We start from the raw sequence: 24,570 nt of genomic DNA, 5'->3' as shown, positions 1-24,570 counted from the left end.
GTCATGAAAATTGGTCATAAAACTCAAGCATGGAATTTACTTTTTTAGCTACGGCTCTTCAGTTTTCAATGGTTTATCTAACGGCACATTATATAAACGTAGCGCCTCTTTCATAACATTATGAAAGACAGGGGCTACCGTTAAGCCAGCATAAATCTGACCACGCGGGTCTTCGATAAGCATCACCCCGACCAGCTTAGGATTGGACGCGGGCGCCATACCGGCAAAGACGTTTCGGTACTGGTCGCTATAGTAACCACCTTTGGGGTTAATACGGCGTGAGGTACCTGTTTTACCCGCCACACGATAGCCATCAATCGCAGCAGCCTTTGCCGTACCACCTGGTTCTGTAACGCTTTCTAGCATCTGTACGATAGACATGGCTTGTTCGTGCGCCATGATACGTTTGCTGGGCTGTTTTTTGTCGTCTTTAATTAAGGTTAATGGGTGCATTACCCCACCAGCGGCAAGCGCCGAATACGCCTGTGCGACCTGAGCTAAGGTGACTTGTAGACCATAACCATAACTGACCGTTGCTCGTCTTGACGTTTCTTTTTCTTTTGGCGTAACGACAAGACCACTGCCCTCGCCGGGGAATTGCAGCGGAGTTTTTGCCCCAAAGCCAAACTGTCTTTGCATATTGGTAATGGCATCAGGCGGCAAGGATAACGCAATCTTGGTTGAGGCGACGTTACTAGATTTTTGTAGTAATGTCGCAAGCGTAATGCGTCCCAGATTATTGTGGTCGCGAATGGTATAACCGCGCACACGAATAGAGCCAGGATTGGTATCAATCAAAGACGTGGTGGTATATTTACCTGAATCCAATGCTGCTGCCACGGTAAATGGCTTCATGACCGAACCCGGCTCAAAGACGTCGAGCAGCGCACGGTTACGCTGGTTTTCACCCGTCATCTCGTTCAGATTATTAGAGTTAAAGGATGGCCACGTCGATAGCGCTAGCACTTCGCCCGTTTGTACATCAACAATCATACCAGTCGACCAGCGCGCTTTTTGCAGGCGACCGGCTTTTTCAAGCTCTTTATAGAGCAGATACTGTAAGCGCGAATCAATCGTTAAGGCGACATCTTTACCCGGTACTTCTGGCTCGACTTGCTTGATTTCTTTTAAGCTATTTTGCTTGGCGTCTTTTAATACCAGCACCTTACCGTCTTCACCCGCTAGCTCCGTTTCATACTGACGCTCAATACCAGCACGGCCTTCATAACCGCCTTCAGGATCATTGGCGTTTTGCCCCATGAACCCTAATAACTGTGAGTTTGGTTGCGGCTGCGGATAATAGCGCTGAAAGAAGTTTTTCTCATAGACACCCGGAAAATCAAGCGAGCTGACACTTTGGGCGATCTCAGGCGTGACTTTATTAAGAAGCGGCAGATAATGTGAACCTGCGCCCGATGGTAGCGCCGCTTTCACCGCTTCTTCATCGGTGACATCAATACTGTCATCGATAGCCGTGACTTTTTTCAGCTCAGTGACTGAGATATTGGCCGCTGCTGCAAGCGTGGTTAAATCCATATTATCTAAACGCTTTTGCATACGCGCGACAAGCTGAGGACTATCAGGGTTGGTCAAGATGATACGTTTCAGCTCATAATATTCGCGCGCATAATCGTGCGGGCTAAACGACACGGTCGCAAGCGGCGCACTGACAGCTAAAGGCAAATCATTACGATCGGTAATCATACCGCGATAGGATTTTTGCGTACGCACGCTGGTAATCAGCTCATTGCCTTTATCTTGATAAAACTGCGCATTGGCGACTTGTATATAATAAGCACGGCCAATTAATAAGCCTAAAATGACTAACGATATTGCCCAAATCGTGCGAAAGCGGTTTTTGTCCAGCTCAACACCGCCGCGCGACGATGCCCCAGAGGCTTTACCCAAAAAGGCTCTTTTGCTTTTTTGGGTTTTTACACTGGTATAAGCGCCCTGCTCTTCGTTCTTTTTTAGGCGGCTAAATAGCTTAGCTTTGCGGTTATCGGCCGCTTTATTGTCAGCTTTGCCGCTTGTTTGTCCAGATTTGGCAACACTGGCACGGCGTAGCGGCTTAGTGACTTTGCCGCTGGCGGATTTTTTACTGTTATTTTTGGCCGCTTTATCGTTTTTGGCAGTGGGCTTTTTATCAGTCATCGTCCTGCCTCCGCAGCGTTAGCATCCGCCTCAAAAAAATCTGTTTCATTGGCAGCGGCAGCATCTGTGCCATCGTCCTCGAGCACTGGCGCGACGGCAACTGCCGCTCCCGGCTGAATAATCAGCTTATCTTTAAGCGTTGGCGAAAACATACCCAATTCAGCAACGGCGCGACTGGCAATTTGCGGGGTCGCACTAAAGGTTTGCTGCTCGATAAGCAAACGCTGGTGTTCTACCTGTAGCTTGCGCTCTTGTTTTTTCATATCTTGCAAAGTTTTATAATCCTGATGATATTGCTGCACGCCCTCTGCCGTCTTGATGCCGCTCCAGATAATAGCCGCTGCCAGTAACACTAATATGACCACGTATATACTGACCACGTTAAATCGGCGCACGAATAATTCGCCAACATCAGTATTAGGAGGCATTGCGGCGCGGCGGTTTACAGGTTTGTCAGATATTGCCATGACGATCTCAAAAAAGTGAACTTCAAAATAAAAAAAGCGCTAAGATTTGCGAGTGAACACACCCTCATGAGCCATCAGCACCATCAATAAAAATAACTACCAATAAAATCAATAAACACATAACCAAGCAAAAAGTAACTGCTGAGCCTAGCAGAGAATGTTTACAGCTTTTTAACAGCCGCGTAATCATTAAAACATTCAGTCATATTTTACCCACATAACTGAATAGCAAGTTTTAAGACTTAGCTTAAGAATTATCATCTGCTTTATAATCTGTATCGCTACGAGTCGCCATGCGCAGCCACGCACTACGCGCGCGCGGATTATTGCTTATCTCAGCCTGACTGGGGCCAACACGTTTTGGTTTACTAAAATAACGCGGACGCTTGGGCGGCATCGGCAAGTTTTCATCTTCTGGATACTGACCTTTGCTATGGCGCTGCAAAAACTGCTTGATACGGCGATCTTCTAACGAGTGAAAACTAATCACTGCCAGCTGACCGCCCGACTTTAAAATTGGAATACTTTGTTCCAAAAAGTCATCCACATCGCCAAGCTCATTATTGATAAAAATGCGCATGGCCTGAAAACTTTGCGTTGCAGGGTGCTTACCGCGCTGCCAATTTGGATGCGCCGCTTTGATCACTTCTGCCAGCGCAAGCGTCGACTCATAACTGTCCATCTGCTTAATCGCACGGGCAATACGGCGGCTGTGACGCTCTTCGCCAAACTCATAAAGCACATCGGCCAAGGTTTCATCATCGACCGTCTCAAGCCACTCGGCAACCGACTGTCCGCGACTGGTATCCATGCGCATATCGACCGCGCCATCGCGCATAAAACTAAAACCGCGGCTACCGTCATCGATTTGCGGCGAGGAAATACCCAAATCCGCCATCAGACCGTCCACTTTCGTGATACCCATCGCCGCTAGGCTATCGGTCAAGGTTGCAAAGCTATCATGCACCACTTTGACGCGGCTATCAGATTTTGCCAATTCTTGCGCAACGCTAATCGCTGTTGGGTCTTTATCAAACACAATTAAGGTTGCATCATCAGCAAGCTGACTTAATAGCAGGCGGCTATGCCCACCGCGCCCAAAAGTTGCATCCACATAAATGCCACTTTTTTGTAAGCTGTTTTGACGGCTGTCATCTGTTTGTTTGGGCAGCGTTTTGACACCCAATACCGCCGACACCGTTTCTTGTAGTAGCACGGCGTCATGGACAAAACTTAATTCATTAGAACCCGCTTGCTGTATGACGGGCTCTTGAGCAGAATCGTTTTCAACAATAGACGAATTGACCTCTGACTCAGAACTATCAATGACTGAAGAAGGGGGTTCTTTAGAATTTAACGTGTTTTTTGACTTTGGATTCGATATGGACACAAACGACTCAGTAGATGATGACCTTTTTGGCCAGTAATAGTAAAAAATCAGATGAAAATAAACAAGTTATGACTTGCCTAGCATTATTATCGCAAGGATACACTGGTAGTCAAGCGCTAGGAGGGCTTTTCGTTAAAAATATCCCATCTCTCTGTTATACTAGCGCTATATTTTACGCTATTTTTCCACATGGACGGCTATTGTTTATGCCGTATTTTTTGTGCAGACCTTTGATTCACATTTGTCATCGGCATTTTTAACCATTATTTTTTAGTGCTATTTTTGACTGCCATATTCATTCATCACCCTATTCCGAGATTTTTATGATGCAACCATCAACTTCTACTAACAGTACGCGCCCTGTCCGTACTCGTATTGCGCCATCTCCAACTGGTTTTCCGCATGTCGGCACCGCTTATATTGCCCTATTTAACTTAGCCTTTGCCAAAGCCCATGGCGGCGAGTTTATTTTGCGTATTGAGGACACCGATCAAACACGCTCAACCGAGCAATCTGAACAAATGATTTTGGATGCGCTGCGTTGGGTCGGTCTTGACTGGGCGGAAGGACCAGATATCGGCGGTCCGCACGCACCTTATCGTCAGAGTGAACGTAGTGATATTTATAAAAAACATGCCGAGCAGCTGATAGAAAATGACCATGCGTTCCGCTGTTTTTGTACCCCTGAAGAGCTTGATAGCATGCGCGCTGAGCAAATGGCCAATGGCGAAACGCCGCGCTATGACGGTCGCTGCGCACATTTAGCGCCAGAAAAAACCGCGCAATTGGTCGCTGAAGACAAGCCTTACGTTATTCGTATGCGTGTGCCAACCGAAGGCGTCTGCCAGATACATGACATGCTACGCGGTACGGTTGAGATTCCTTGGACGCAAGTCGATATGCAAGTGCTGCTAAAAACTGATGGCATGCCAACTTATCATCTCGCCAACGTCGTCGACGACCATTTGATGGAAATCAGTCATGTTATGCGCGGTGAAGAATGGCTCAACTCGGCACCGAAGCATCAGCTGCTTTATGAGTATTTTGGTTGGGAGATGCCAGTTCTTTGCCATATGCCGCTACTGCGTAACCCTGATAAATCAAAGCTGTCAAAACGTAAAAACCCAACCTCTATCACTTACTATCGTGATGCTGGCGTGCTACCTGAAGCCCTGCTAAATTATCTCGGTCGTATGGGCTACTCAATGCCAGATGAAGCGGAGAAATTCACCTTAGAGGAAATGATTACCAGCTTTGATATTCAACGTGTATCGCTTGGCGGCCCTATTTTCGATATCGAAAAACTCAACTGGCTAAATGCAGAATGGCTACGTGCGCTTACCCCTGAAGAGCTTAAAAACAAAATCCTTGAGTGGGCAAGTGACAGCGATAAACTGACCGCGATTGCCGCGGCGATTCAACCACGTATTGAACTGCTGTCTGATGCGGTTAACTGGGGCGGCTTTTATTTCCAAAATCTGCCTGCTATCACCGCTGAGAGCTTTACCCATAAATCGCTGACGCCTGAGCAAATTACCGAGATGCTACAACTGGCGCTTTGGCAGCTAGAAACCTTGCCGACGTGGACGGAAGAAAACATCTATGCCACCCTAAAAGGTCTTGCTGCACATCTTGATATCAAGATGCGTGACTTTATGGCGCCGTTCTTTATCGCTATCGCTGGTAGCACCTCATCGACGCCTGTCATGAACTCTATGGCGATTATTGGCGCTGATATGACGCTGACACGCTTGCGCCATGCGGTTGATGTCCTAGGTGGCCTTGGTAAAAAGAAGCTGAAAAAACTTGAGAAACAAGCGGCAGAATTGCCAGACTTCTTGGCGGCTGAATAGTTTGGCTGCTAAATAACCTTGTACTGGTTAATTAAGAGTAGAATGCATAAGTAATAAAAAAGGGTCAGGCTACTACTGGCCTTTTTTTATATTCATCTCCGTACTAAAGTGCCCATAATTAGCCATTTAAATACTTTTACTAACTTTTTTTGCATTATTTTGCATTATTTTTAAAATAGCGGTTGACAAGACTGCTGGTCTTACCTAAAATACGCACACTCTTAGCGAGGGGCTATAGCTCAGTTGGTAGAGCACTTGCATGGCATGCAAGGGGTCAACGGTTCGACTCCGTTTAGCTCCACCATACTATTTATCGCAACGTTCAGTTTACTGACACTTTGATAAATACTCGCTAGTAGGACGATATCAGCACCTAGGCAAGGCTTGCTCTATTAATAGATAAGCACTCTGATATTGTGAAGTACCGTTGTAATGCTATTGTAAAATAGTGGTTATGACACTCTATGCGTCCCCATCGTCTAGAGGCCTAGGACACCGCCCTTTCACGGCGGTAACGGGGGTTCGAATCCCCCTGGGGACGCCACTATTCGGCGTCAATGATTAGCACTTTTGCTTAGCGCCTTTAAGCATCAGATTAGACTAATAAGCGCACAATAAAAAATCCCAGTCATCATACGGTGACTGGGATTTTTTATGTCTGTGATTTATTATAGACGTTTAATGCTATCACAAGGAAATATTGGCTATGTTTGGTATCGAGAATTACCTAGGGTTTGTCTTGGCGGCTATCTTGTTAAACCTGACCCCTGGCAGCGATAGCATGTATATCATCACCCGCAGTATTTCACAGGGGCAAACGGCGGGGTTTTATTCCGTGCTTGGTATTATCTCAGGGATTTTAGTACATACGTTATTGGCGGCGCTGGGCTTATCCGTTTTACTGGCCAACTCTCCTACCGCATTTATGATTGTTAAATATATAGGTGCTAGCTATTTGTGCTATCTAGGCGTCAAAATACTTATGAGTAAACAGCAGCCTTTGATAGGCGCGAGTTTACAAGAAAACGGAAAACCTTCTTCTGCTAAGACTTTAGATTATTGGCAAATATATAAGCAAGGTATGCTCACCAATACCTTTAATCCAAAAGTCGCGCTATTCTTTTTGGCTTTCTTTCCGCAATTTATCAATCCTAACTATGCGAATAGCACCTTGTCCTTTTTACTTTTGGGACTAACCTTTGCCGTCACTGGTTTTATATGGTGTTTATGTTTGGCATTACTGGCGTCAAAATTCAGTGAAAAGCTGCGAGAGAATCCAGCTATCGAATCTATTTTAAATAAAATTAGTGGAGTGGTGTTTATTGGCTTAGGTATTAAGCTATTGACTGAGAAGGGTTAAAGGTAAAAATAACGAATTAAAAAGTATTGCGCATAAAAAAGCCCAATCATCACGACCGGGCTTTTCTTATTCTCACTTTAATTAAATATTACGCTGCGTTTTTACTTTCAGCTGCTAATTGACGTAGTACATAGTGCAATACGCCGCCATGACGCACGTATTCGCGCTCTTTTGGCGTCTGTAGCATGACGTTTACCTCAAAGGTTTCAGTTGAACCATCAGCACGGGTCGCCGTCACTGTTGCGGTTTTACTCTCACCATTATCAAGGCCTGTGATACTTAGCACTTCAGAACCGTCTAGGTGATAAGTATCGGCGTTTTCATCATCTTTAAAGGTTAATGGCAACACGCCCATACCAACTAAGTTTGAGCGGTGAATACGCTCAAACGAGCTGGTCAATACCGCTTTTACCCCGAGCAAAATCGTACCCTTCGCTGCCCAGTCACGGCTTGATCCAGACCCATATTCTGCACCGCCAAGTACCACAAGTGGGCGCTGATCTTCTTTATACTTCATTGCCGCGTCATAGATGGCCATTTCTTCGCCGTCTTTTAACGTCGCGTTGTCGCCTTTAAAGTAGTAAGTATAGCCGCCTTCTTTACCGCCCATCATCTGGTTTTTGATACGGATATTGGCAAAAGTACCGCGGGTCATGACCGCATCGTTACCACGGCGTGAGCCATAACTATTAAAGTCGGCTGGCATCACACCACGCTCTTGCAAGTACTTACCCGCAGGAGAATTAGCATCGATATTACCAGCTGGCGAGATATGGTCAGTGGTGATTGAATCGCCAAATAGACCCAAGATACGCGCGCCTTCGATATCAGGGATACCTTCTGGCTCCATGGTCATGCCATCAAAGAACGGTGGGTTTTTGATATAAGTAGACTTTTCGCTCCATGGATACAGCTGACTATCGGCTGAGCTAATGGCGTTCCATGCAGCACTACCGTCAAATACTTCGCCGTAGTTTTTACGGAACATATCGGCGTCGATATTATTGGCAATTAATTCATTAATTTCATCGGACGTTGGCCAAATATCCTTTAGGTAGACATCGTTACCGTCTTGGTCTTGTCCTAGCGGATGGGTGGTCAAGTCAATATCAACCGTCCCTGCCAGCGCATAAGCAACTACCAGCGGTGGCGACGCCAAGTAACTGGCCTTGACGTGCGAGTGAATACGCCCTTCAAAGTTACGGTTACCCGATAACACCGCAGCGGCAACCAAATCGTTTTCTTTGATACCTTGTTCAATCGACTCTAAGAGTGGGCCTGAGTTACCGATACAGGTGGTACAACCATAACCAACCAAATAGAAGCCTGTTTTCTCTAGCTCATCCATCAGTTTGGTTTTTTCAAGATAATCGGTAACAACTTTTGAGCCTGGTGCCAATGAGGTTTTTACCCAAGGCTTGGCTTTTAAACCTTTGGCAGCGGCTTTTTTCGCCACCAAACCAGCGCCAATCATCACCGCCGGGTTTGAGGTGTTGGTACAAGAGGTAATCGCGGCGATAACCACCGAACCATCACGCAGTTTGTGGCTCTTATCATCGATATTAACGTCAGAGAAGACATTAGGCTTGGCATACAGCCTATCGGCTTGCTCTTGCTGCGCACCTTCTTGATCAAAGCGCACTTTACCATCGACTTCTGACTTACGGTCTTTGGTCATTTTCTCTAGCGTTTCGCCAAATTTTTCATGCATATCAGACAAATTGATACGCTGCTGTGGCAAGTTAGGACCGGCAAGGGCTGGTTTCACCGATGATAAGTCCAGCTCAAGCTTACTTGAATACGTCGCCGCTGGGGTATCGGCATCGTGCCATAAGCCTTGTGCTTTGGCATATTTTTCAACCAGCTCAATCTGACTTTCTTCACGACCTGACAGACGCAGATAATCAATCGCCATTTGGTCAATCGGGAAAATACCACAGGTTGCGCCGTATTCTGGTGACATGTTGGCAATGGTTGCACGGTCAGCGAGTGGCATACTGTGTAAACCTTCGCCATAAAATTCGACGAATTTACCTACCACACCGTGAGCACGTAACATCTCAACCACGCGTAGTACCAAATCCGTTGCGGTCACGCCTTCGGTCAATTTGCCTTTGAGCTCAAAACCGACCACTTGTGGAATGAGCATTGAGGACGGCTGTCCAAGCATCGCCGCTTCCGCTTCGATACCGCCAACACCCCAACCGAGTACGCCAATACCGTTAATCATCGTCGTGTGACTGTCTGTACCAAATACCGTATCTGGATACGCGGTCAGCTCTCCGTCTACTTCAGCAGCCATTACTACACGCGCTAAATATTCTAAGTTAACCTGATGCACGATACCGGTTGCTGGTGGCACAACGACAAAGTTTTTAAAGGCGTTTTTGCCCCAATGTAAAAACTCATAACGCTCGTTATTGCGCTTAAATTCAATTTTCTCGTTTAAGTCTAGTGCATCTTCGCGGCCATAAGCGTCGACCTGTACTGAGTGGTCAACGACCAACTCACTTGGGATAAAGGGGTTAATTTGCTCGGCACGACCGCCAAGCTCAACGACCGCATCACGCATCGCTGCCAAATCCACCACTGATGGTACACCAGTGAAATCTTGCAAGACCACACGCGCAGGCATAAAGGCGATTTCTTTTGACGCTTCTGCGCCAGCGTCCCAATTGGCAACGGCTTCGATGTGGTTTTTGCCGACAGATTGACCGTCGTCTTCATTACGTAATAGGTTTTCTAAGACGATTTTCATACAAAACGGCAATTTGCTGATGTTCTCGTAAGTGTCAGTCAGCTTTGGCAAGCTATAATAAACGTGCTCCTTGCCAGCGACTTCAATCGTATCTTTTACATTAAAAATATCACTCATGGTAGCTTCCTTATCGTTGTTATAGATCCTAAGCATAAATCCTTATGCCATTAATACGATTGTGAATGCATGGCAATTTATGCTGATAACTGGTGGCTTATTTCTTCTTAATTTAAATGAATGTGCTTAAATCGAATGGCGACACCTATTTTTTAATAAGCGCTCGTTTTTAACAAGTGCTAAGTACAGTAGTTAACGGTGTTTTTATTTGAATAAATGTTTATTGATAACGGTGAGGTGAACAAAATCGCCGTTAACAAAAGATATATGCATCTGTTTAGCGTTTAACAGTAACGTCCTTTTACCATAACAAATAAGGAGCACTTTGTTAACGACTAGATGGTGTTGAATCGTGGCACAATCGTAACCACGACAATGCTTTAGCAGTTAAAATTCAACGTTTACCGGACAAGGTGTGCCCATATCTTTTAACTTTGACTACGACGACCGCTCCGAAAGACGTGGCTATCATCATAAAAGCTCGGCTGGACATTTTCTGCCCAATAGTATGGCACGCCCAAAATGGGCAATGGCGACAGTTTGCGCGGGGACACATCTGGCTCTGATAATAACGCATCCATATAATCGGCCACTTTTTGATCCAGAAGATTAATGCGCTCAGATAGCGATAAGGCAAAAAAATCTTGCGTGACATTTATCACGATACTATGGGCGCACAATGCCTTGCGTGGGTGCAGTAGCTTCTCTAACAGTGCATGACCAAAAATATAAACTGCTGCTTGAGCTTGTTTATTAAGTTGCTTTGGGTTATCCCATTTGTCACGCGGTGCAACCAAACTTTCCTGCCAATCGAAATCAACCAACGCCTCACCGATACTAGACTCAGCGGTCACCAATATTGCGCCATTTTCATCAAAGACGGTAATGGTATCGCGGACACGGCCGCGACTGGCGCCAATACCTTGCTCCTTAATCTCAAGCATATGATAATAATTCAGCAGGGCTTTAGTCTTGGGAAAGGTGAGCCAAATACTACCGTTAAATAAATCATGCAAATTATCACGGGTCGGGATATTACCGGTGGTGCCGATAAAGCGCTCGTACGCTTCGCCTTCTGGCAGCGCCTTTTGTGAAACGAATTGTAAGGTTTGGGCTTGATTGTTTAGCGCAGGTTTGGTTTGCGGTAATGGCTGTTGTAAATCATCAGCATGCTTCTGTAATGCGCTATTTAAAACCTTGGCGATGATATCAGGCGTCTGTTCGAGTTTATCTGTCTGAGCAGGGTCATTTTTTAAGCCGCTTAGCGGTGTAATGGATTTACTTATATAGCCTAACTGGTTTAAATGACACAGCCATGGCGCTTGCCAGTCAATAGCAGCAAAGCTGTCATCAAGCTTGCTGGCGCATGCAAATGGTTTATTAATAGATGCATCAGAAGTAGCATTTCGATAAGGCTTGGCAGGTAAATCGGTGGCGGTCATATTGACTATCTCTATTAGACGACTGGCGTGGCTATGGTATCATGGAGCGCTTTTTTACGGCTAGACAAGCCGCTCGAAATACAGATTTCGCGCGCTATTTATTGATGAGTTTTTATGGCTAATTTTAACACCCACTTAAATGTTGCATTCATGGCAAGTGGTACGATGAGTCTTGCGGTTTATAAAGCGGGCTTGATTGATGATTCAGGGTTTTTGATGTGCGTGGCACTCGGCACTATCGGTGGGCTGCTGCCTGATTTGGATTCTGATAACTCGACGCCGATTAAGCTTGGGTTTAATATCACCTCATTTATCTTTGCCTTTGGTCTGGTCATGCATTGGCGCAGTGAGCTGAGTCTACTGGCGCTCATTGCATTGTGGCTGGCGGGCTACGGCTTTATGCGTTATGTGGTATTTTCGATTTTTACCAAAATGACCGTGCATCGTGGTGTCATACATTCGGTGCCCTATATGGCGATAATGGGACTTGGAATGACCTACGTCAGCTACGATATTTTAGCCTTACCGCTAACCGTTAGCTGGTTTTATGGCTTATTTTTATTCGGCGGCGCCATGGTACATTTGGCATTGGATGAGCTATATAGTGTGAATTTGTCCAATATGAAAATGAAGCGCTCATCGGGTACAGCAATGAAGTTTTATCAGCATAAAGATAAATGGTGGTATCTGCTCCTGTACGTCATCCTTGCGCTCTTGGTCTATTTTGCGCCGCCGTTTGCTGAGTTTTGGCAGCAGCTGCGCGACCCCGCGCCTTGGGCAAAGCTTAAACTGGGGCTATGGCCAGAATTGATAAAAAACTGGCTCAATTGAAAGCTATAGTACCGTTAAAAAATGAATAATAACGCGAGTAAATAATGTCACTTTCCCTACCAACTTGCCCTTGCCAAATCAATCCAGTCTCAGATGCTATTGGCGCGCCGCTACTTTATCAAGATTGCTGCCAGCCTTATCATGACGGTCTTTTAGATAACGAAGCTGATAAAATTGACGGTGCAAAGCCAGACTCTGCTGAGCGTCTAATGCGGTCGCGTTATAGCGCCTTTGTCTTAGTTAAACCAGAATATATCGTCAAAACCACCCTACCCGCGCAGCAAAAATTGCTAGATATGCATGCGATTGAGTCTTGGGCAAAAGAGACAGATTGGGCAGGATTAGAAATCGTAGTACACACGCCAAAGCTAGGTAAACGCCATGCGCAGGTTGAGTTTAAAGCTTACTTTAATATCTCTGATAATAAAGATGACGGCATACAGGCGCATCATGAATTATCTGCCTTTGTAAAAGTCACAGACAAAACCAATAATGAGGCGCGTTGGTACTTTCTCGACCCGACCGTTTCTATGTCTGTCAACCAAAAACAGCGCTGTATTTGTGGCTCGGGTGAGAAGTTTAAGCGCTGTTGTGGCGCTTATATCTAACTGATATTTAATCAACGTTAAATACTTGCCAATCCTAAACACTCGCTCCAACCGCGCGTGCTACCGCAATGCCTTCGTCAATGGTTAAAAACTTACGCTGACTTGGACTGTCTTTATAAATGACATCACCATCTTGGAATATTAAGCATTCATTGACTGCCAACTGTTGCCATTTTTCATTTTCAGTCAATGGCACGGTGACCAATATCGTAACTTTATCGCTGTCGGTAGTCACATCACCAAAGTTAATGGCCAAATCATCATCAGCAAGCTTTGCTTCGCCAAACGGTGCTTTACGCGTGAGATAAAACAATAAGCTACCAGCATAAGCCAGCTGCCACCGACCGTTTGAAATTAGGCAGTTAAACAAACCGTTAGCAGAAAGGTAGCGACATTGGGTGGTTAAAAAATTAAACAGCGTTTGATCATCTGGGCGAGTTTTAAAGCTGCTTTTTAGGCGATTAACGAGATAACAAAACGCCATTTCAGAATCGGTATTACCGACTGGCTGGCAATGTGAGGCATTGCCATTGTCTTGCAGGCGCTGACAGCGTTTGATAAATTCGCTATTCATCTGTCCGTTATGGGCAAAAACCCACTGCTCGCCCCAGACTTCGCGGACGAAAGGATGGGTATTGGCCAAGCAATTCTGCCCTTGGGTCGCTTTACGAATGTGGGCGATGACGTTCATGGCTTTAATCGGATAATTATTCACCAAATCAGCCACGGGCGATAGATGGCTCGGATGATTGTCATGAAACAGTCGCAAACCAGTCGAAGCATTGGCGGTTTTATCATTATTGGCGCATTCACTGCGCTCAAAAAACGCAATACCAAAGCCATCTTCATGACTGTCGGTCATGCCGCCGCGACGGCGAAACCCTGCAAAGCTAAAACCAATATCGGTTGGGGTATTACAGTTCATTCCTAAGAGTTGACACATTTATACTTCACCGCCGTTGTTGTCTTTTGCAGAATTTAAAGTAGGGTTTAGAGTAGCTTCTGACACTTCATCAAACATCTCATAAGGCGTGGCCCCATCGGTATCGATATTCGCCAAAATACGCTGCGCATGTGCCAAATCCGTATCTTGTATCCACAGCACAATCCCAGAATTCATACCGGGCATGGCACTCAGCGGTTGCAGTGACACCGTAATGCCATTGTTACGCAGCAGATTGGCATGCAGCTCGCCTTGCATATTGGTATCGTAGCGCGCCAGTTTGTGCCAGTTAGCAACTTGATCGGTCATGGTAAATTCCTTTTAAACAGTTAAATATCTTGTTAATACAGATGGATTTAATAGAAGTCAAAACCTGATGACCAGTTAATTTGATTTAACGGATAAGCATCAATATGGAAACCGTTTGGGTACTCTTTAAAACCGGGTTGTGATTTTAATTGGTTGATAGCGGCTTGCGCTTGTTGCTCAGTAGCAAATACGCCGATTAATTTAATATCTTCGACATCGTTGTTTTTATCATCGTCTTTACAGCGTGCGTGTTCAAGCACGAATACCGTATTTTGTTCTTTTTCAACATGTGACCAATGATAAGCCGCTAAGCGTTTCATCAGGTCAGGGTTTTTGACCATGATATTATCGCCAGTGCGACCTTCGGTACGGTTATAGTGGATAACGTTTAAACGCAATAGCCAAAAAATCACCGCCGCCTTGGCGAGCATCACTGGTAAAGCGCGTTTTTCATCTTCGCCAAGCTGACGTTTTGACTCATAGCCTTGCAAAAAAGCCGCCATTTTACTGCGATCAAAATTGACGGTTTCGCCTTGCTCGGCATCGCCCCACGTCGTACAAAAATCATTAATGGTAATGGCAATATCCATCACATAATGCTCGACGCTGACTTCGGTAAAGTCTAACAATCCCGTTAAACGCGCTGCGCCTTTTTGGCTATTACTTAACGATAAGTCCCATAAGGTATTATCAGCGAACATGTCTAAATGGCATAAGCCTTTTGGCAACGTCGCAAGCGGTAATTCGCTATATGACTGCCAAATATCGCTCATGAGCTTGGCTTCGTCACCCGGCATAAACTGCATTTCACGGTCGCGTACTTCCGCCCATGGGTATAAAGGCACGCCATATTCTTCCGCAGGCTGTAATGCTTGTAAGGTCTCATGCAGCATGGCTAAAGCGGCGCCAATCTCATAACACATCGCTTGCGTCGTCTGCTGTGGATGCGCGCCAGCTAGACAAGGCACGAGGGTAATCGCTTTATTATCGTAGCGTATGACATAGCCTTTTTCTGCGCTATCAGCGCCTAAATCAAGCAATGCTAACGGCGCAGCGACTGGCAATTTACCATCCAGTTGATTAAGGATAACCGCCATTTTTTCGATGTCTTCTGGTGGACGCTCTTCAAATAAAGTAAATACATAAGAGTGCGCGCCATCTACATCATCAGTCGTCTGAATAAACCAGTTAGAGTTTTTGATACCTTGGGTAATCGGAATGGCACGCGCAAATGACACGCCAAAACGCTGGCAAAAAGCGGCAAACTGGTCATCGGTTAACTGGGTATAGACGGACATGACATCTCACTTATGGCAATTAAAAGAAGGTAAATAGGATAAATATCGACGGTAATGACAGTGATTGTACCGCGCATGAGCAAACTTTGGTTAAAAGCATAATAATCTTGCGAAAAGCTGCCTGATATGGCGGCGATTTTGCTAGACTAGCGCTTACGGATAAATTGATTATAAGGTGAAAGACCCTATGTTAGCAAAGCGTATCATTCCTTGTTTGGATGTGGATAATGGCCGTGTGGTCAAAGGCGTGCAATTTGTCGATATCAAAGACGCAGGTGACCCGGTTGAAGTCGCCAAACGCTATAACGAGCAAGGCGCCGATGAGATTACTTTTTTAGACATTACCGCGACCAATGATGAGCGCGATACCACTTATCATACCGTTGAGCGTATGGCTGAAACCGTGTTTGTGCCACTAACGGTCGGCGGCGGTGTGCGTAAAATCGCTGATATTCGTAATTTGCTCAATGCAGGCGCGGATAAAGTAGCGATTAATTCAGCAGCGGTATTTACCCCTGAGTTCGTTGGGGAGGCGGCACAGAAATTTGGTAATCAATGTATCGTCGTGGCTATCGATGCCAAACGCGTTGCAGATATAACGGTCGATGGCGTTATCGTACCGCGTTGGGAGATTTTCACCCACGGTGGTCGTAAGCCAACCGGTATTGATGCGGTTGCTTGGGCAAGTAAAATGGCTGCTCTCGGCGCTGGCGAATTATTGGTGACCTCAATGGATGGTGACGGCACCAAAAAAGGCTATGATTTGGCTTTAATGAAGCAGATTACCAGCCGTGTGAATGTGCCCGTCATTGCTTCGGGCGGCGTTGGTAACTTACAACATTTAGCAGAAGGCGTATTAGAAGGCGGAGTCGATGCCGTACTTGCGGCCAGCATTTTTCACTTTGGCGAATATACCGTGCAAGAGGCCAAAGCATATATGGCCGCGCAAGGCATACAGATGCGTCTTTAAGATTGCTAAAATATCAATGCCTATGCAAAAAATGGTATCATAGCGCTACTTATTTATTTTTTTCAGTTAACTATTGAAAACAATCGAGATTTTACATAAAAATTTTGTTTTAAACGCTACTTACCCAAAGGATTTTCTTATGTCAAATTTACAACAGCAGCGCAATGATATTACCCATATCGATGGCAATTTACATCAAAATGAAGATGCCCGCATTGGTATCGTCGTCGGTCGTTTTAACGGTTTTGTCGTTGAGTCATTGGTAGATGGCGCAATCGATGCCCTACTTCGCCATGGCGTATTGGGTAGCAACATTACCGTGATTCGCGTGCCGGGTGCTTTTGAGTTGCCATTGGTCGCTCAGCGCGCCGCTGAGTCTGATCGCTTTGATGCCATCATTGCGTTAGGTGCGATTATCCGTGGTAGCACGCCGCATTTTGACTTTGTGGCGAGCGAATCTGCCAAAGGTTTAAGCAGCGTTGCAATTGATTATAATATCCCTGTTGCCAACGGTGTATTGACCACTGACAGCATCGAGCAAGCGATTGAGCGCTCTGGTACCAAAGCCGGTAATAAAGGCTCAGAAGCAGCGATGGTTGTGCTTGAGATGCTAGCGGTTCTATCACAGTTAGACATTGCTGATGACTATGATAATAATGATGACGCATAATTAAATCTTCATTTTATAAAGCTTTATTCGTTATTTAATTGGCGCTGCGACTGATGTCACTTTTGATATAGACCGCAGCGCCAATATGATAGTACAAAGCACTATAAACAGTTCTATAAAGCACCGTTTTAATATCTGACTGTCACAGCCTGCCAGTCGTCTACTATTTAACAACTTTTATACTATTTCTTACAACTTGCTGTCTTTGCCAAGCTTGTTATTTGCGCCAAGATAGATGTTTAAAATGATAGTTATTTAAAATTTAGGTATTGACCCCCTATGACTGACCAACTCAAGCGCGCCATTAACGCTGCACAAACCGCCCAAGCCAATGATGCACAAGCTGAAGCTACTCGTATCGCGAGCAGCAGCGCGGGTGAGCAAACCTTTGATATGAGTGAAACGACTTATAAGACTAGCCACACCGCTGTGCGTAAGGCTCGTCGCTTTGCGATGCAAGGCCTATATGAGTGGTTGGTTACCGATCGCCGTTTTGATATCGATGGCAAGCTTGGCTGGAAGGACAATGCGCCGCATGATATCGCTGCCCGTACGCGCGCGACCAATGCCATGCATACCGTTCATATCGGCTACTATCATGAAATGATGCGCGATATTCCAGAGCAGATTGACGCTCTCGATGCGCTAATCAGTCAGCACCTTGATCGTGACATCGACAAACTCGATACCGTCGAACATGCCATTTTATTGATTGGGGCGTATGAGCTACAAAACCGCTTAGAAATTCCCTACAAAGTCGTGCTTGATGAAGCGATGAAGCTAAACAATCATTTCGGCGCTACTGACGCGCATAAATTGATTAATGCCGTCCTTGATAAAATGGCGATTGAATTGCGCGCGCTTGAAGTCGAAGCCGACAGCAAAGCCAATCTACGCACCTCACAAAAAGCGGCGACTCAAGCAAATACTAAGCAGACTGAAGCTCAATCTACTGCTGTTGAAGAAGCTAGCGAAAGCACTACTGAATCTGATGTCGATAGTACGTCAACTGCTTCGAACAAACCGCGTATCAGTGCCAATAATGCCAGTGTTAAACGCAATAGCGCGAGTAAAGCTCTAGCAAATATTATGGACTATAAGATCAATAAGAAAAACGACGCCGCAAAAAATGAAACGCCAAATAATATCGTTAATGACAAATCTGCAGAAGAAAGCGCTTTAGAAGAAAACTCTTTAGAAAAAAATGGGGCTACTAATGGGGTTAGCAAAGATGAGAATAGTGACGCAGCTGACGTAGGCTTACATGATTCAAACCTTGTTACTCCTAATGAAAACAATAAAGACTAGCCATGAACGAATTTGAGCTGATTGAGCGTATATTTGCGCAAATGCAAGCTGCACCGTCATTGTCCAACACTGCCGAAGCACACAATATCGAAAAAGGCATTGGTGATGATGCGGCGGTAATGAGCCTGCCTGCAGGTGCACACTTGGTTAGCTGTATTGATACCCTCGTTCAAGGGCGGCACTTTAGCGCTGATTGGAATGACGTAAACGAATTAGCCTTTCAAATCGGCTATAAAGCGGTCGCAGTGAATGTCTCAGACATTGCCGCGATGGGCGCAACGCCGCATAGTATTCTATTGGCATTGGCCTTACCTGAGCGTTTGGCGAATGAGCAATGGCTGACTGAATTTGCCAAAGGTTTATTTCACGCCTGCCAGCTATTTGGTATCACGCTTATTGGCGGTGATACCACGCGCAGTGATAGATTAGTGCTTAGTGTCAGCGCGCAAGGATTACTGGCTGCAAACATTCCGGCTGTCTACCGCTCAGGCGCGCAAGTCGGCGATAAAATCTATGTCTCAGGGTCGCTTGGCGATGCTGCTTATGCGCTACAGCATCCTAATACTGCTATCGGTATTGAGCTTGCCCATCGGCTGCATATGCCAACGCCGCGTATTGCCTTAGGGGCAGCAGTGGCAACAATTGGCGCAACTTCGATGATAGATATCTCTGATGGTCTGTATCAAGACCTTGGGCATATCTGTGAGCAAAGTGCCGTTGGTATGCGCATCCACCTTGAGCATCTGCCTACCAGTAAAGCATTATCAAGCGTTGGTCTATCTGAACGCTTATTATGTCAGTTGGCGGGCGGCGATGATTATGAGCTGGCTTTTACCTTGCCTGCCCATATCGAGCCACCGATTGATAATAATAGCGACACGCCTGTGACCTGTATCGGTGAAGTCATAGCCGCAAACAAGGCAGATACTGCTAAAAATGTACGACCCGAGATTTTTTATCAAGGCCTAGCAGTCACACCGACGCATCCCGCCCCATTTCCTACTTGGCCCAATCTGACGGGTTACCAACATTTTGCAGGTTAACCCATGATTGATCACAACCTATCTAAGCCTGATATCCGACAAGCCAATGATTGCCCGCCTCTACCCGCCAATGCCAGCGCGTTTGATCGTTTGGTTTATTGGCTTGGTATCGGTCTAGGTAGCGGTCTGCCGCGCCGTGCACCCGGCACTTGGGGTACGGTTGGCGCTTTAATCGTTGCGATACCATTATTAAGCCTAGGCTTTGTGCCGTTTTTGATGATTACCATTTTAGCTTGTTTGCTTGGTAATGCGATATGCGGTCGTACCTCAGAGCTGATGGGCGGTCACGATAACCCGCACATCGTTTGGGATGAGTGGGCTGGTATGTGGCTTACCCTCCTGCCGCTATCTTATATGGGTATCGCCAACGGTAGTTTTTGGCAAAATTTCACTCAAATACCTACTATCTTAGCCATCATTATTGCCTTTATACTATTTCGCTTTTTTGACATTATTAAGCCGCCGCCGATTGGCTGGGCAGATAAAAAAGTCGCGGGCGGTCTGGGTATTATGCTCGACGATATTATTGCGGGAGTGATGGCGGCAGCCGTTTGGGTGATTATTTATACCTTTATCTTCTCTTTTAGCTTTTAATCTTAAGTTTGTCCTTTAAACCTCAAATAAATGTTTTTACCATAAATAATTCTACTTTATCGCCTTTTATATCGCTCACCTATTTAGCGGTTAGATTTTCTGAACGCCTGCTGTTTAATTTATATCTATAGACAGCTAATGTCATAATCAGTTTACAAAGATGTCACGACATAGCGTTTTAGTTAAGTCGTAATTTGCGTTATAATTCAGAATTATATTTTGTTACATTTGTAGGCTCTTTTTTAGGAATACTATGACAGCTCCTCTTTCAGTAATTATCCTCGCGGCTGGTAAAGGCACGCGTATGCAATCAGCCAAGCCAAAAGTACTACAGACACTGGCTGGCAAGTCATTATTGGGTCATGTGCTTGATACTTGTCATCAATTGACCGTTGATGACACCATTATTGTCCATGGTTTTGGCGGCGAACAAGTCCAAGCAGACATTAATGAGCAATATGCGCATTTGCCGATTACGTGGGTTGCCCAGACTGAGCAGTTAGGTACGGGCCATGCAGTAAAAGTCACCCTATCTGAGTTACCAAAAGAAGGCCAAAGTCTGATTTTATATGGTGATGTGCCATTGGTCAGCTGCCAGACGTTAACAGCTTTAAAACTTGCCAATACTGATGGTATGTCGATGTTGACGCTAACAGTAGACAACCCATTTGGTCTTGGTCGTATCAAACGCGATAAAGAGGGCAATATTGAAGCCATCGTTGAGCAAAAAGATGCCAACGCCGATGAACAAAAGATCCAAGAGATTAATAGCGGTATTTACTGCGTTGATAATGCATTATTGCATAAATATCTGCCAAAGCTGTCTAACGACAATGCGCAGCAAGAATACTATCTCACCGATATTGTTAAGATGGCGGTTGCTGAAGGCATCAATATTGTCGCCATCGAGCCTGAACATAGCTTTGAGATTGAAGGCGTCAATAACCGCCAACAGCTTGCCAGCTTGGAGCGTACGTGGCAAGGTAAGTTGGTTGCTGACCTGCAAGAAGCTGGCGTCCAGTTTGCCGATCCGACGCGCGTTGATATTCGTGGCAGCTTGATCGCAGGCCAAGATGTATTCGTCGATGTGGGCGTTGTGTTTGAGGGTGATTGTGTCTTAGGTGACAACGTTTATATCGAAGCTGGCTGTGTGATTAAAAATGCGCACATTGGTAATGCCTGTCACCTAAAGCCGTACTGCGTCATTGACAGTGCGCACATTGGTAACGGCGTCGATATTGGACCTTTCGCCCATTTACGCCCTGATACTGTTTTGTCTAATAACAGTAAAGTAGGTAATTTTGTCGAGATTAAGAAATCGACTATCGGTCAAGGTAGCAAGGTCAATCATCTAAGTTATGTGGGTGATGCGACGGTTGGAACAAATGTCAATATCGGTGCGGGCGTGATTACCTGTAATTACGACGGCGTCAATAAATCGCAAACCATCATCGAAGACAATGCCTTTATTGGCTCTAACGCCAGCTTGGTTGCGCCAGTTACCATTGGTGATACCGCTACGGTTGCGGCAGGCTCAGTGATTACCAAAGACGTCGATGATAGCGCCTTAGCCTTTGGCCGTGCGCGCCAAACACAAAAAAATGACTTTCAGCGTCCAACCAAAAAATAAAGGCGGCGCTGATAGTTGACTCGATAAAATGATGGTAAAACCACTAAAGCAGTACGACAATAATTTGTGGTGCTGCTTATTTATATTTACAGATTAATGATTATCCATGTGTTGGCAACTTTCAAAATCACATGGTATGAGAACATAAAATTTAAGGAATAATTATGTGTGGAATCGTTGGAGCAGTTGCTGAGCGGAATATTGCCAATATCTTACTTGAAGGCCTTAAACGCCTAGAATACCGTGGTTATGACTCTGCTGGTCTGACTGTTATCCGTAATGGCGAGCTACATCGCGAGCGCCAAGTGGGCAAAGTACAAGCGTTGGTCGATGCCGTCGCCGTCAATCCTGAATTTTTCGACGGTCATATCGGTATTGCACATACGCGCTGGGCCACGCATGGCGAACCTGCACAGCGTAACGCCCATCCACATGTATCTGGTAAAATCGCCGTGGTACACAATGGTATCGTTGAGAACTATGCTGAGCTAAAAGAAGAGCTGATTGCTAAAGGCTACGAGTTTACCTCGCAAACTGATACCGAAGTCGTCGCTCATCTAATCAATGATATCTACAAAAATAAGCCTGATTTACTAGAAGCGGTACGCGCAGTTATTCCGTTATTACATGGCGCGTTTGCCCTTGGCATTGTGCATATTGATTGCCCAGACGAGCTGATTACCGTCCGTTTAGGGTCGCCTTTGGTCATCGGTGTAGGTATCGGTGAGAACTTTATTGCCTCTGATCAATTGGCGCTTTTGCCTGTGACCAATCGCTTTATGTACCTAGAAGAAGGCGATATCGCCAAATTAACCCGTAATAGTATTGAAGTTTATGCAGACGGCGTAAAAGTAAAACGCCAGATACACGAGATTGATGCCGCCCAGCATAATGCTGATAAAGGCGAGTTCAAACATTATATGCTCAAAGAAATCTATGAGCAGCCAGATGCGGTTGCCCGTACGATTGAGATGGCAATAGATAGTGATGCACCATCTAAGCTGCGCGATGACTTTTTGCAGCGTCATGAAGCGCAGTTAAAAGGTATCAAGAATGTTCAAGTCATCGCTTGTGGCACCAGCTATCATTCAGGTTTGGTCGCGAAATATTGGTTTGAAAGTCTAACCCGTGTGCCGTGTTCGGTTGAGGTTGCTAGTGAGTTCCGCTACCGCAATCCAGTGGTCGTCGATGACACCTTGGTCATTTGCATCTCGCAATCAGGCGAAACGGCGGATACCTTATCGGCGCTACGCGATATCCAAAAACATACGCCAGCAGGCCTCGTCAGCTTGGCTTTATGTAATGTACCGACCTCATCTTTGGTACGTGAAACCGATATCTTTTTACCAACGCTTGCCGGCCCTGAGATTGGCGTTGCTTCTACCAAAGCCTTTACCACTCAGCTTGCCGCGTTGATGTTACTGGTATTAAAAGTGGGTGTTGTACAAACGCGTATGACAGGTGAAAAATTAACCACCTTGCTGGGCAAATTACAAGCGCTACGCGGGCAACTACATGCCAGCTTACAACTCGATGCGCCTATCAAAGTCATGAGTGAGCACTTTGAATATAAGAAAAGCTGCTTATTCTTAGGTCGCGGTTTACAATTCCCAATCGCCTTAGAAGGCGCATTGAAGCTAAAAGAAATCTCTTATATTCACGCAGAAGGCTATGCCGCCGGTGAGCTAAAACACGGCCCATTAGCGTTGGTCGATAAAGACATGCCTATCGTGGTGCTCGCGCCAAAAGACAGTATGTTTGATAAGCTAAAAGCAAACATGCAAGAGGTACATGCGCGTCACGGTGAGCTGTTTGTATTTGCCAGTGAAGAAAGCAAGATGGTCGCAGAAGATAGAATGCACGTGGTTTATGTCCCTGAGGTTTGCGAGACGCTTGCCCCTATCGTTTATAGCGTACCGGTGCAGTTGTTGTCGTATCATGTCGCGGTGATGCGTGGTACGGATGTTGATCAGCCACGTAATCTCGCAAAATCAGTCACGGTCGAGTAGGATAAGTGTTTGATTCTAAAAGGTTTTTTGTTTATCGCAATAGTATATAACACTAAATGCTTTGCTGTCTAGTACCATATAGATAGCAAAGCATTTTTTTTATAATGGACATAAAAAATTTCAACAATTTGGATATATTTCAGTATAAATATTATATGCAGCAGCAAAGTAACCCAGAGTTGATTATGTCCCTATTTCAATTTCAGAGTCAGCCTTATTTAGGTTGTCGCAAATGTCTTTTGTGACCTCAAAACTAGCCACCTTACTATCATCTAAATCGTAATAGCTATACTGATAATCAAATCCCTTATTTATCCCTTGCATAACTTCTGCTTCTGCACAGGCTAACTTAGTATGTTCATTACGCATTGCCGTTTCAAGCTCTTTTCTTTTAGAAACATTATAATCAGATATCTTTAGCCGATAACCGAAAGTAACCGTTGTTCCATCAAAATCAATCTTTTCTAACGTAGTGACTTCATCAATTACGCTTGGCAGCTCTCTTTTTAATGTATCAATATTATGATACATCTCCTGTACATCGCGCTCGTGATTGCTAGCTGTGGTAACCTTTTCATCACGAGCTAAAACCGAATTATCATTCGAACAGGCAATGACTGTGAGAAAAGCTGAAAGTAGAATCAATGCTTTAAGTTTATTGAACATAATTATCTTTGTTGAACCTAATTAACCCCAATTCGGGATAAGGGCTCAAAAAAAAGATAAAAAAAGAAGTCCAAAGTTGCTAAAGTAAGTTTACCAAGACAAACTTCACAACAAGGACTTCTTACATGGACAACCTAACCGAACTATACT

Annotated in this window: 20 protein-coding genes and 2 tRNA genes; 13 read left to right on the top strand and 9 right to left on the bottom strand. The window is 45.2% G+C overall.

Annotated elements, in window-relative coordinates; all coding sequences use genetic code 11:
* Window positions 1-48: 48 nt before the first annotated feature.
* The 3 genes from H9653_RS04095 to rsmH form a co-directional block, all read right to left on the bottom strand.
* Window positions 49-2,154: a peptidoglycan D,D-transpeptidase FtsI family protein gene (locus H9653_RS04095; RefSeq protein WP_191690658.1), complete on the bottom strand. Its 2,106-nt coding sequence runs from the start codon at window positions 2,152-2,154 to the stop codon at window positions 49-51.
* Complete coding sequence (gene ftsL, locus H9653_RS04090; protein WP_068404308.1) at window positions 2,151-2,621, bottom strand: cell division protein FtsL; 471 nt, start codon at window positions 2,619-2,621, stop codon at window positions 2,151-2,153. Before ftsL ends, H9653_RS04095 begins: the two co-directional genes overlap by 4 nt.
* Window positions 2,622-2,868: 247 nt before the next feature.
* On the bottom strand, window positions 2,869-3,882 hold the full coding sequence (rsmH, locus tag H9653_RS04085; protein WP_318242146.1) for a 16S rRNA (cytosine(1402)-N(4))-methyltransferase RsmH: 1,014 nt from the start codon (window positions 3,880-3,882) through the stop codon (window positions 2,869-2,871).
* A gap of 452 nt (window positions 3,883-4,334) precedes the next feature.
* Here rsmH and gltX point away from each other — a divergent pair, with 452 nt between their 5' ends.
* The 4 genes from gltX to H9653_RS04065 all read left to right on the top strand — a co-directional run bounded on the left by gltX (window position 4,335) and on the right by H9653_RS04065 (window position 7,224).
* On the top strand, window positions 4,335-5,864 hold the full coding sequence (gltX, locus tag H9653_RS04080; RefSeq protein WP_191690654.1) for a glutamate--tRNA ligase: 1,530 nt from the start codon (window positions 4,335-4,337) through the stop codon (window positions 5,862-5,864).
* 228 nt (window positions 5,865-6,092) lie between these two features.
* Window positions 6,093-6,168 (top strand) — tRNA-Ala (locus H9653_RS04075).
* Window positions 6,169-6,332: 164 nt separating this feature from the next.
* A tRNA-Glu gene (locus tag H9653_RS04070) sits at window positions 6,333-6,408 on the top strand.
* Between the two features lie 162 nt (window positions 6,409-6,570).
* Window positions 6,571-7,224, top strand: coding sequence for a LysE family translocator (locus H9653_RS04065; protein WP_191690652.1), 654 nt, complete (start codon window positions 6,571-6,573; stop codon window positions 7,222-7,224).
* An 88-nt stretch (window positions 7,225-7,312) separates the two neighbouring features.
* On the opposite strand, the gene acnA is transcribed toward H9653_RS04065, so the two are convergent.
* Window positions 7,313-10,099: an aconitate hydratase AcnA gene (acnA, locus tag H9653_RS04060; protein ID WP_191690650.1), complete on the bottom strand. Its 2,787-nt coding sequence runs from the start codon at window positions 10,097-10,099 to the stop codon at window positions 7,313-7,315.
* 428 nt (window positions 10,100-10,527) lie between these two features.
* Complete coding sequence (locus H9653_RS04055) at window positions 10,528-11,541, bottom strand: DUF3025 domain-containing protein (protein ID WP_191690648.1); 1,014 nt, start codon at window positions 11,539-11,541, stop codon at window positions 10,528-10,530.
* A 114-nt stretch (window positions 11,542-11,655) separates the two neighbouring features.
* On the opposite strand from H9653_RS04055, the gene H9653_RS04050 reads away from it, so the two are divergent.
* Complete coding sequence (locus tag H9653_RS04050; protein ID WP_102077451.1) at window positions 11,656-12,372, top strand: metal-dependent hydrolase; 717 nt, start codon at window positions 11,656-11,658, stop codon at window positions 12,370-12,372.
* A 44-nt stretch (window positions 12,373-12,416) separates the two neighbouring features.
* Entirely contained in the window at window positions 12,417-12,980 is a 564-nt protein-coding gene (locus tag H9653_RS04045; protein ID WP_191690646.1) for a YchJ family protein, read from the top strand.
* A 34-nt stretch (window positions 12,981-13,014) separates the two neighbouring features.
* Here H9653_RS04045 and H9653_RS04040 read toward each other — a convergent pair whose 3' ends face one another.
* Genes H9653_RS04040 through H9653_RS04030 form a run of 3 tightly spaced genes read right to left on the bottom strand, consistent with a single transcriptional unit; the run spans window position 13,015 to window position 15,530 of the window.
* On the bottom strand, window positions 13,015-13,923 hold the full coding sequence (locus tag H9653_RS04040; RefSeq protein WP_191690645.1) for a class II glutamine amidotransferase: 909 nt from the start codon (window positions 13,921-13,923) through the stop codon (window positions 13,015-13,017).
* On the bottom strand, window positions 13,924-14,232 hold the full coding sequence (locus H9653_RS04035) for a hypothetical protein (RefSeq protein WP_225211599.1): 309 nt from the start codon (window positions 14,230-14,232) through the stop codon (window positions 13,924-13,926). It lies immediately after the preceding gene.
* Window positions 14,233-14,279: 47 nt separating this feature from the next.
* Complete coding sequence (locus tag H9653_RS04030; protein ID WP_109592008.1) at window positions 14,280-15,530, bottom strand: homoserine kinase; 1,251 nt, start codon at window positions 15,528-15,530, stop codon at window positions 14,280-14,282.
* Between the two features lie 187 nt (window positions 15,531-15,717).
* On the opposite strand from H9653_RS04030, the gene hisF reads away from it, so the two are divergent.
* The 7 genes from hisF to glmS all read left to right on the top strand — a co-directional run bounded on the left by hisF (window position 15,718) and on the right by glmS (window position 23,754).
* On the top strand, window positions 15,718-16,500 hold the full coding sequence (hisF, locus tag H9653_RS04025; RefSeq protein WP_109592010.1) for an imidazole glycerol phosphate synthase subunit HisF: 783 nt from the start codon (window positions 15,718-15,720) through the stop codon (window positions 16,498-16,500).
* Window positions 16,501-16,639: 139 nt separating this feature from the next.
* Window positions 16,640-17,170: a 6,7-dimethyl-8-ribityllumazine synthase gene (ribH, locus tag H9653_RS04020; RefSeq protein ID WP_102077446.1), complete on the top strand. Its 531-nt coding sequence runs from the start codon at window positions 16,640-16,642 to the stop codon at window positions 17,168-17,170.
* 279 nt (window positions 17,171-17,449) lie between these two features.
* Complete coding sequence (gene nusB, locus H9653_RS04015) at window positions 17,450-18,478, top strand: transcription antitermination factor NusB (RefSeq protein WP_109592014.1); 1,029 nt, start codon at window positions 17,450-17,452, stop codon at window positions 18,476-18,478.
* Between the two features lie 2 nt (window positions 18,479-18,480).
* Complete coding sequence (thiL, locus tag H9653_RS04010) at window positions 18,481-19,521, top strand: thiamine-phosphate kinase (RefSeq protein ID WP_191690644.1); 1,041 nt, start codon at window positions 18,481-18,483, stop codon at window positions 19,519-19,521.
* Between the two features lie 3 nt (window positions 19,522-19,524).
* On the top strand, window positions 19,525-20,115 hold the full coding sequence (locus tag H9653_RS04005; RefSeq protein WP_109592018.1) for a phosphatidylglycerophosphatase A family protein: 591 nt from the start codon (window positions 19,525-19,527) through the stop codon (window positions 20,113-20,115).
* A gap of 253 nt (window positions 20,116-20,368) precedes the next feature.
* Window positions 20,369-21,745 (top strand): bifunctional UDP-N-acetylglucosamine diphosphorylase/glucosamine-1-phosphate N-acetyltransferase GlmU, encoded by a 1,377-nt coding sequence (gene glmU / locus H9653_RS04000; RefSeq protein ID WP_109592020.1) that lies wholly within the window; start codon window positions 20,369-20,371, stop codon window positions 21,743-21,745.
* A 164-nt stretch (window positions 21,746-21,909) separates the two neighbouring features.
* Entirely contained in the window at window positions 21,910-23,754 is a 1,845-nt protein-coding gene (glmS, locus tag H9653_RS03995) for a glutamine--fructose-6-phosphate transaminase (isomerizing) (protein ID WP_191690643.1), read from the top strand.
* Window positions 23,755-23,937: 183 nt separating this feature from the next.
* Here glmS and H9653_RS03990 read toward each other — a convergent pair whose 3' ends face one another.
* Window positions 23,938-24,420, bottom strand: coding sequence for a hypothetical protein (locus H9653_RS03990; protein WP_191690642.1), 483 nt, complete (start codon window positions 24,418-24,420; stop codon window positions 23,938-23,940).
* Between the last annotated feature and the right edge of the window lie 150 nt (window positions 24,421-24,570).

The sequence above is a fragment of the Psychrobacter communis genome (genome assembly GCF_014836505.1).
Classification (GTDB): domain Bacteria; phylum Pseudomonadota; class Gammaproteobacteria; order Pseudomonadales; family Moraxellaceae; genus Psychrobacter; species Psychrobacter faecalis.
Note: the sequence above shows the minus strand (reverse complement) of the source record. Positions and strands in the feature narration are given on the sequence as shown.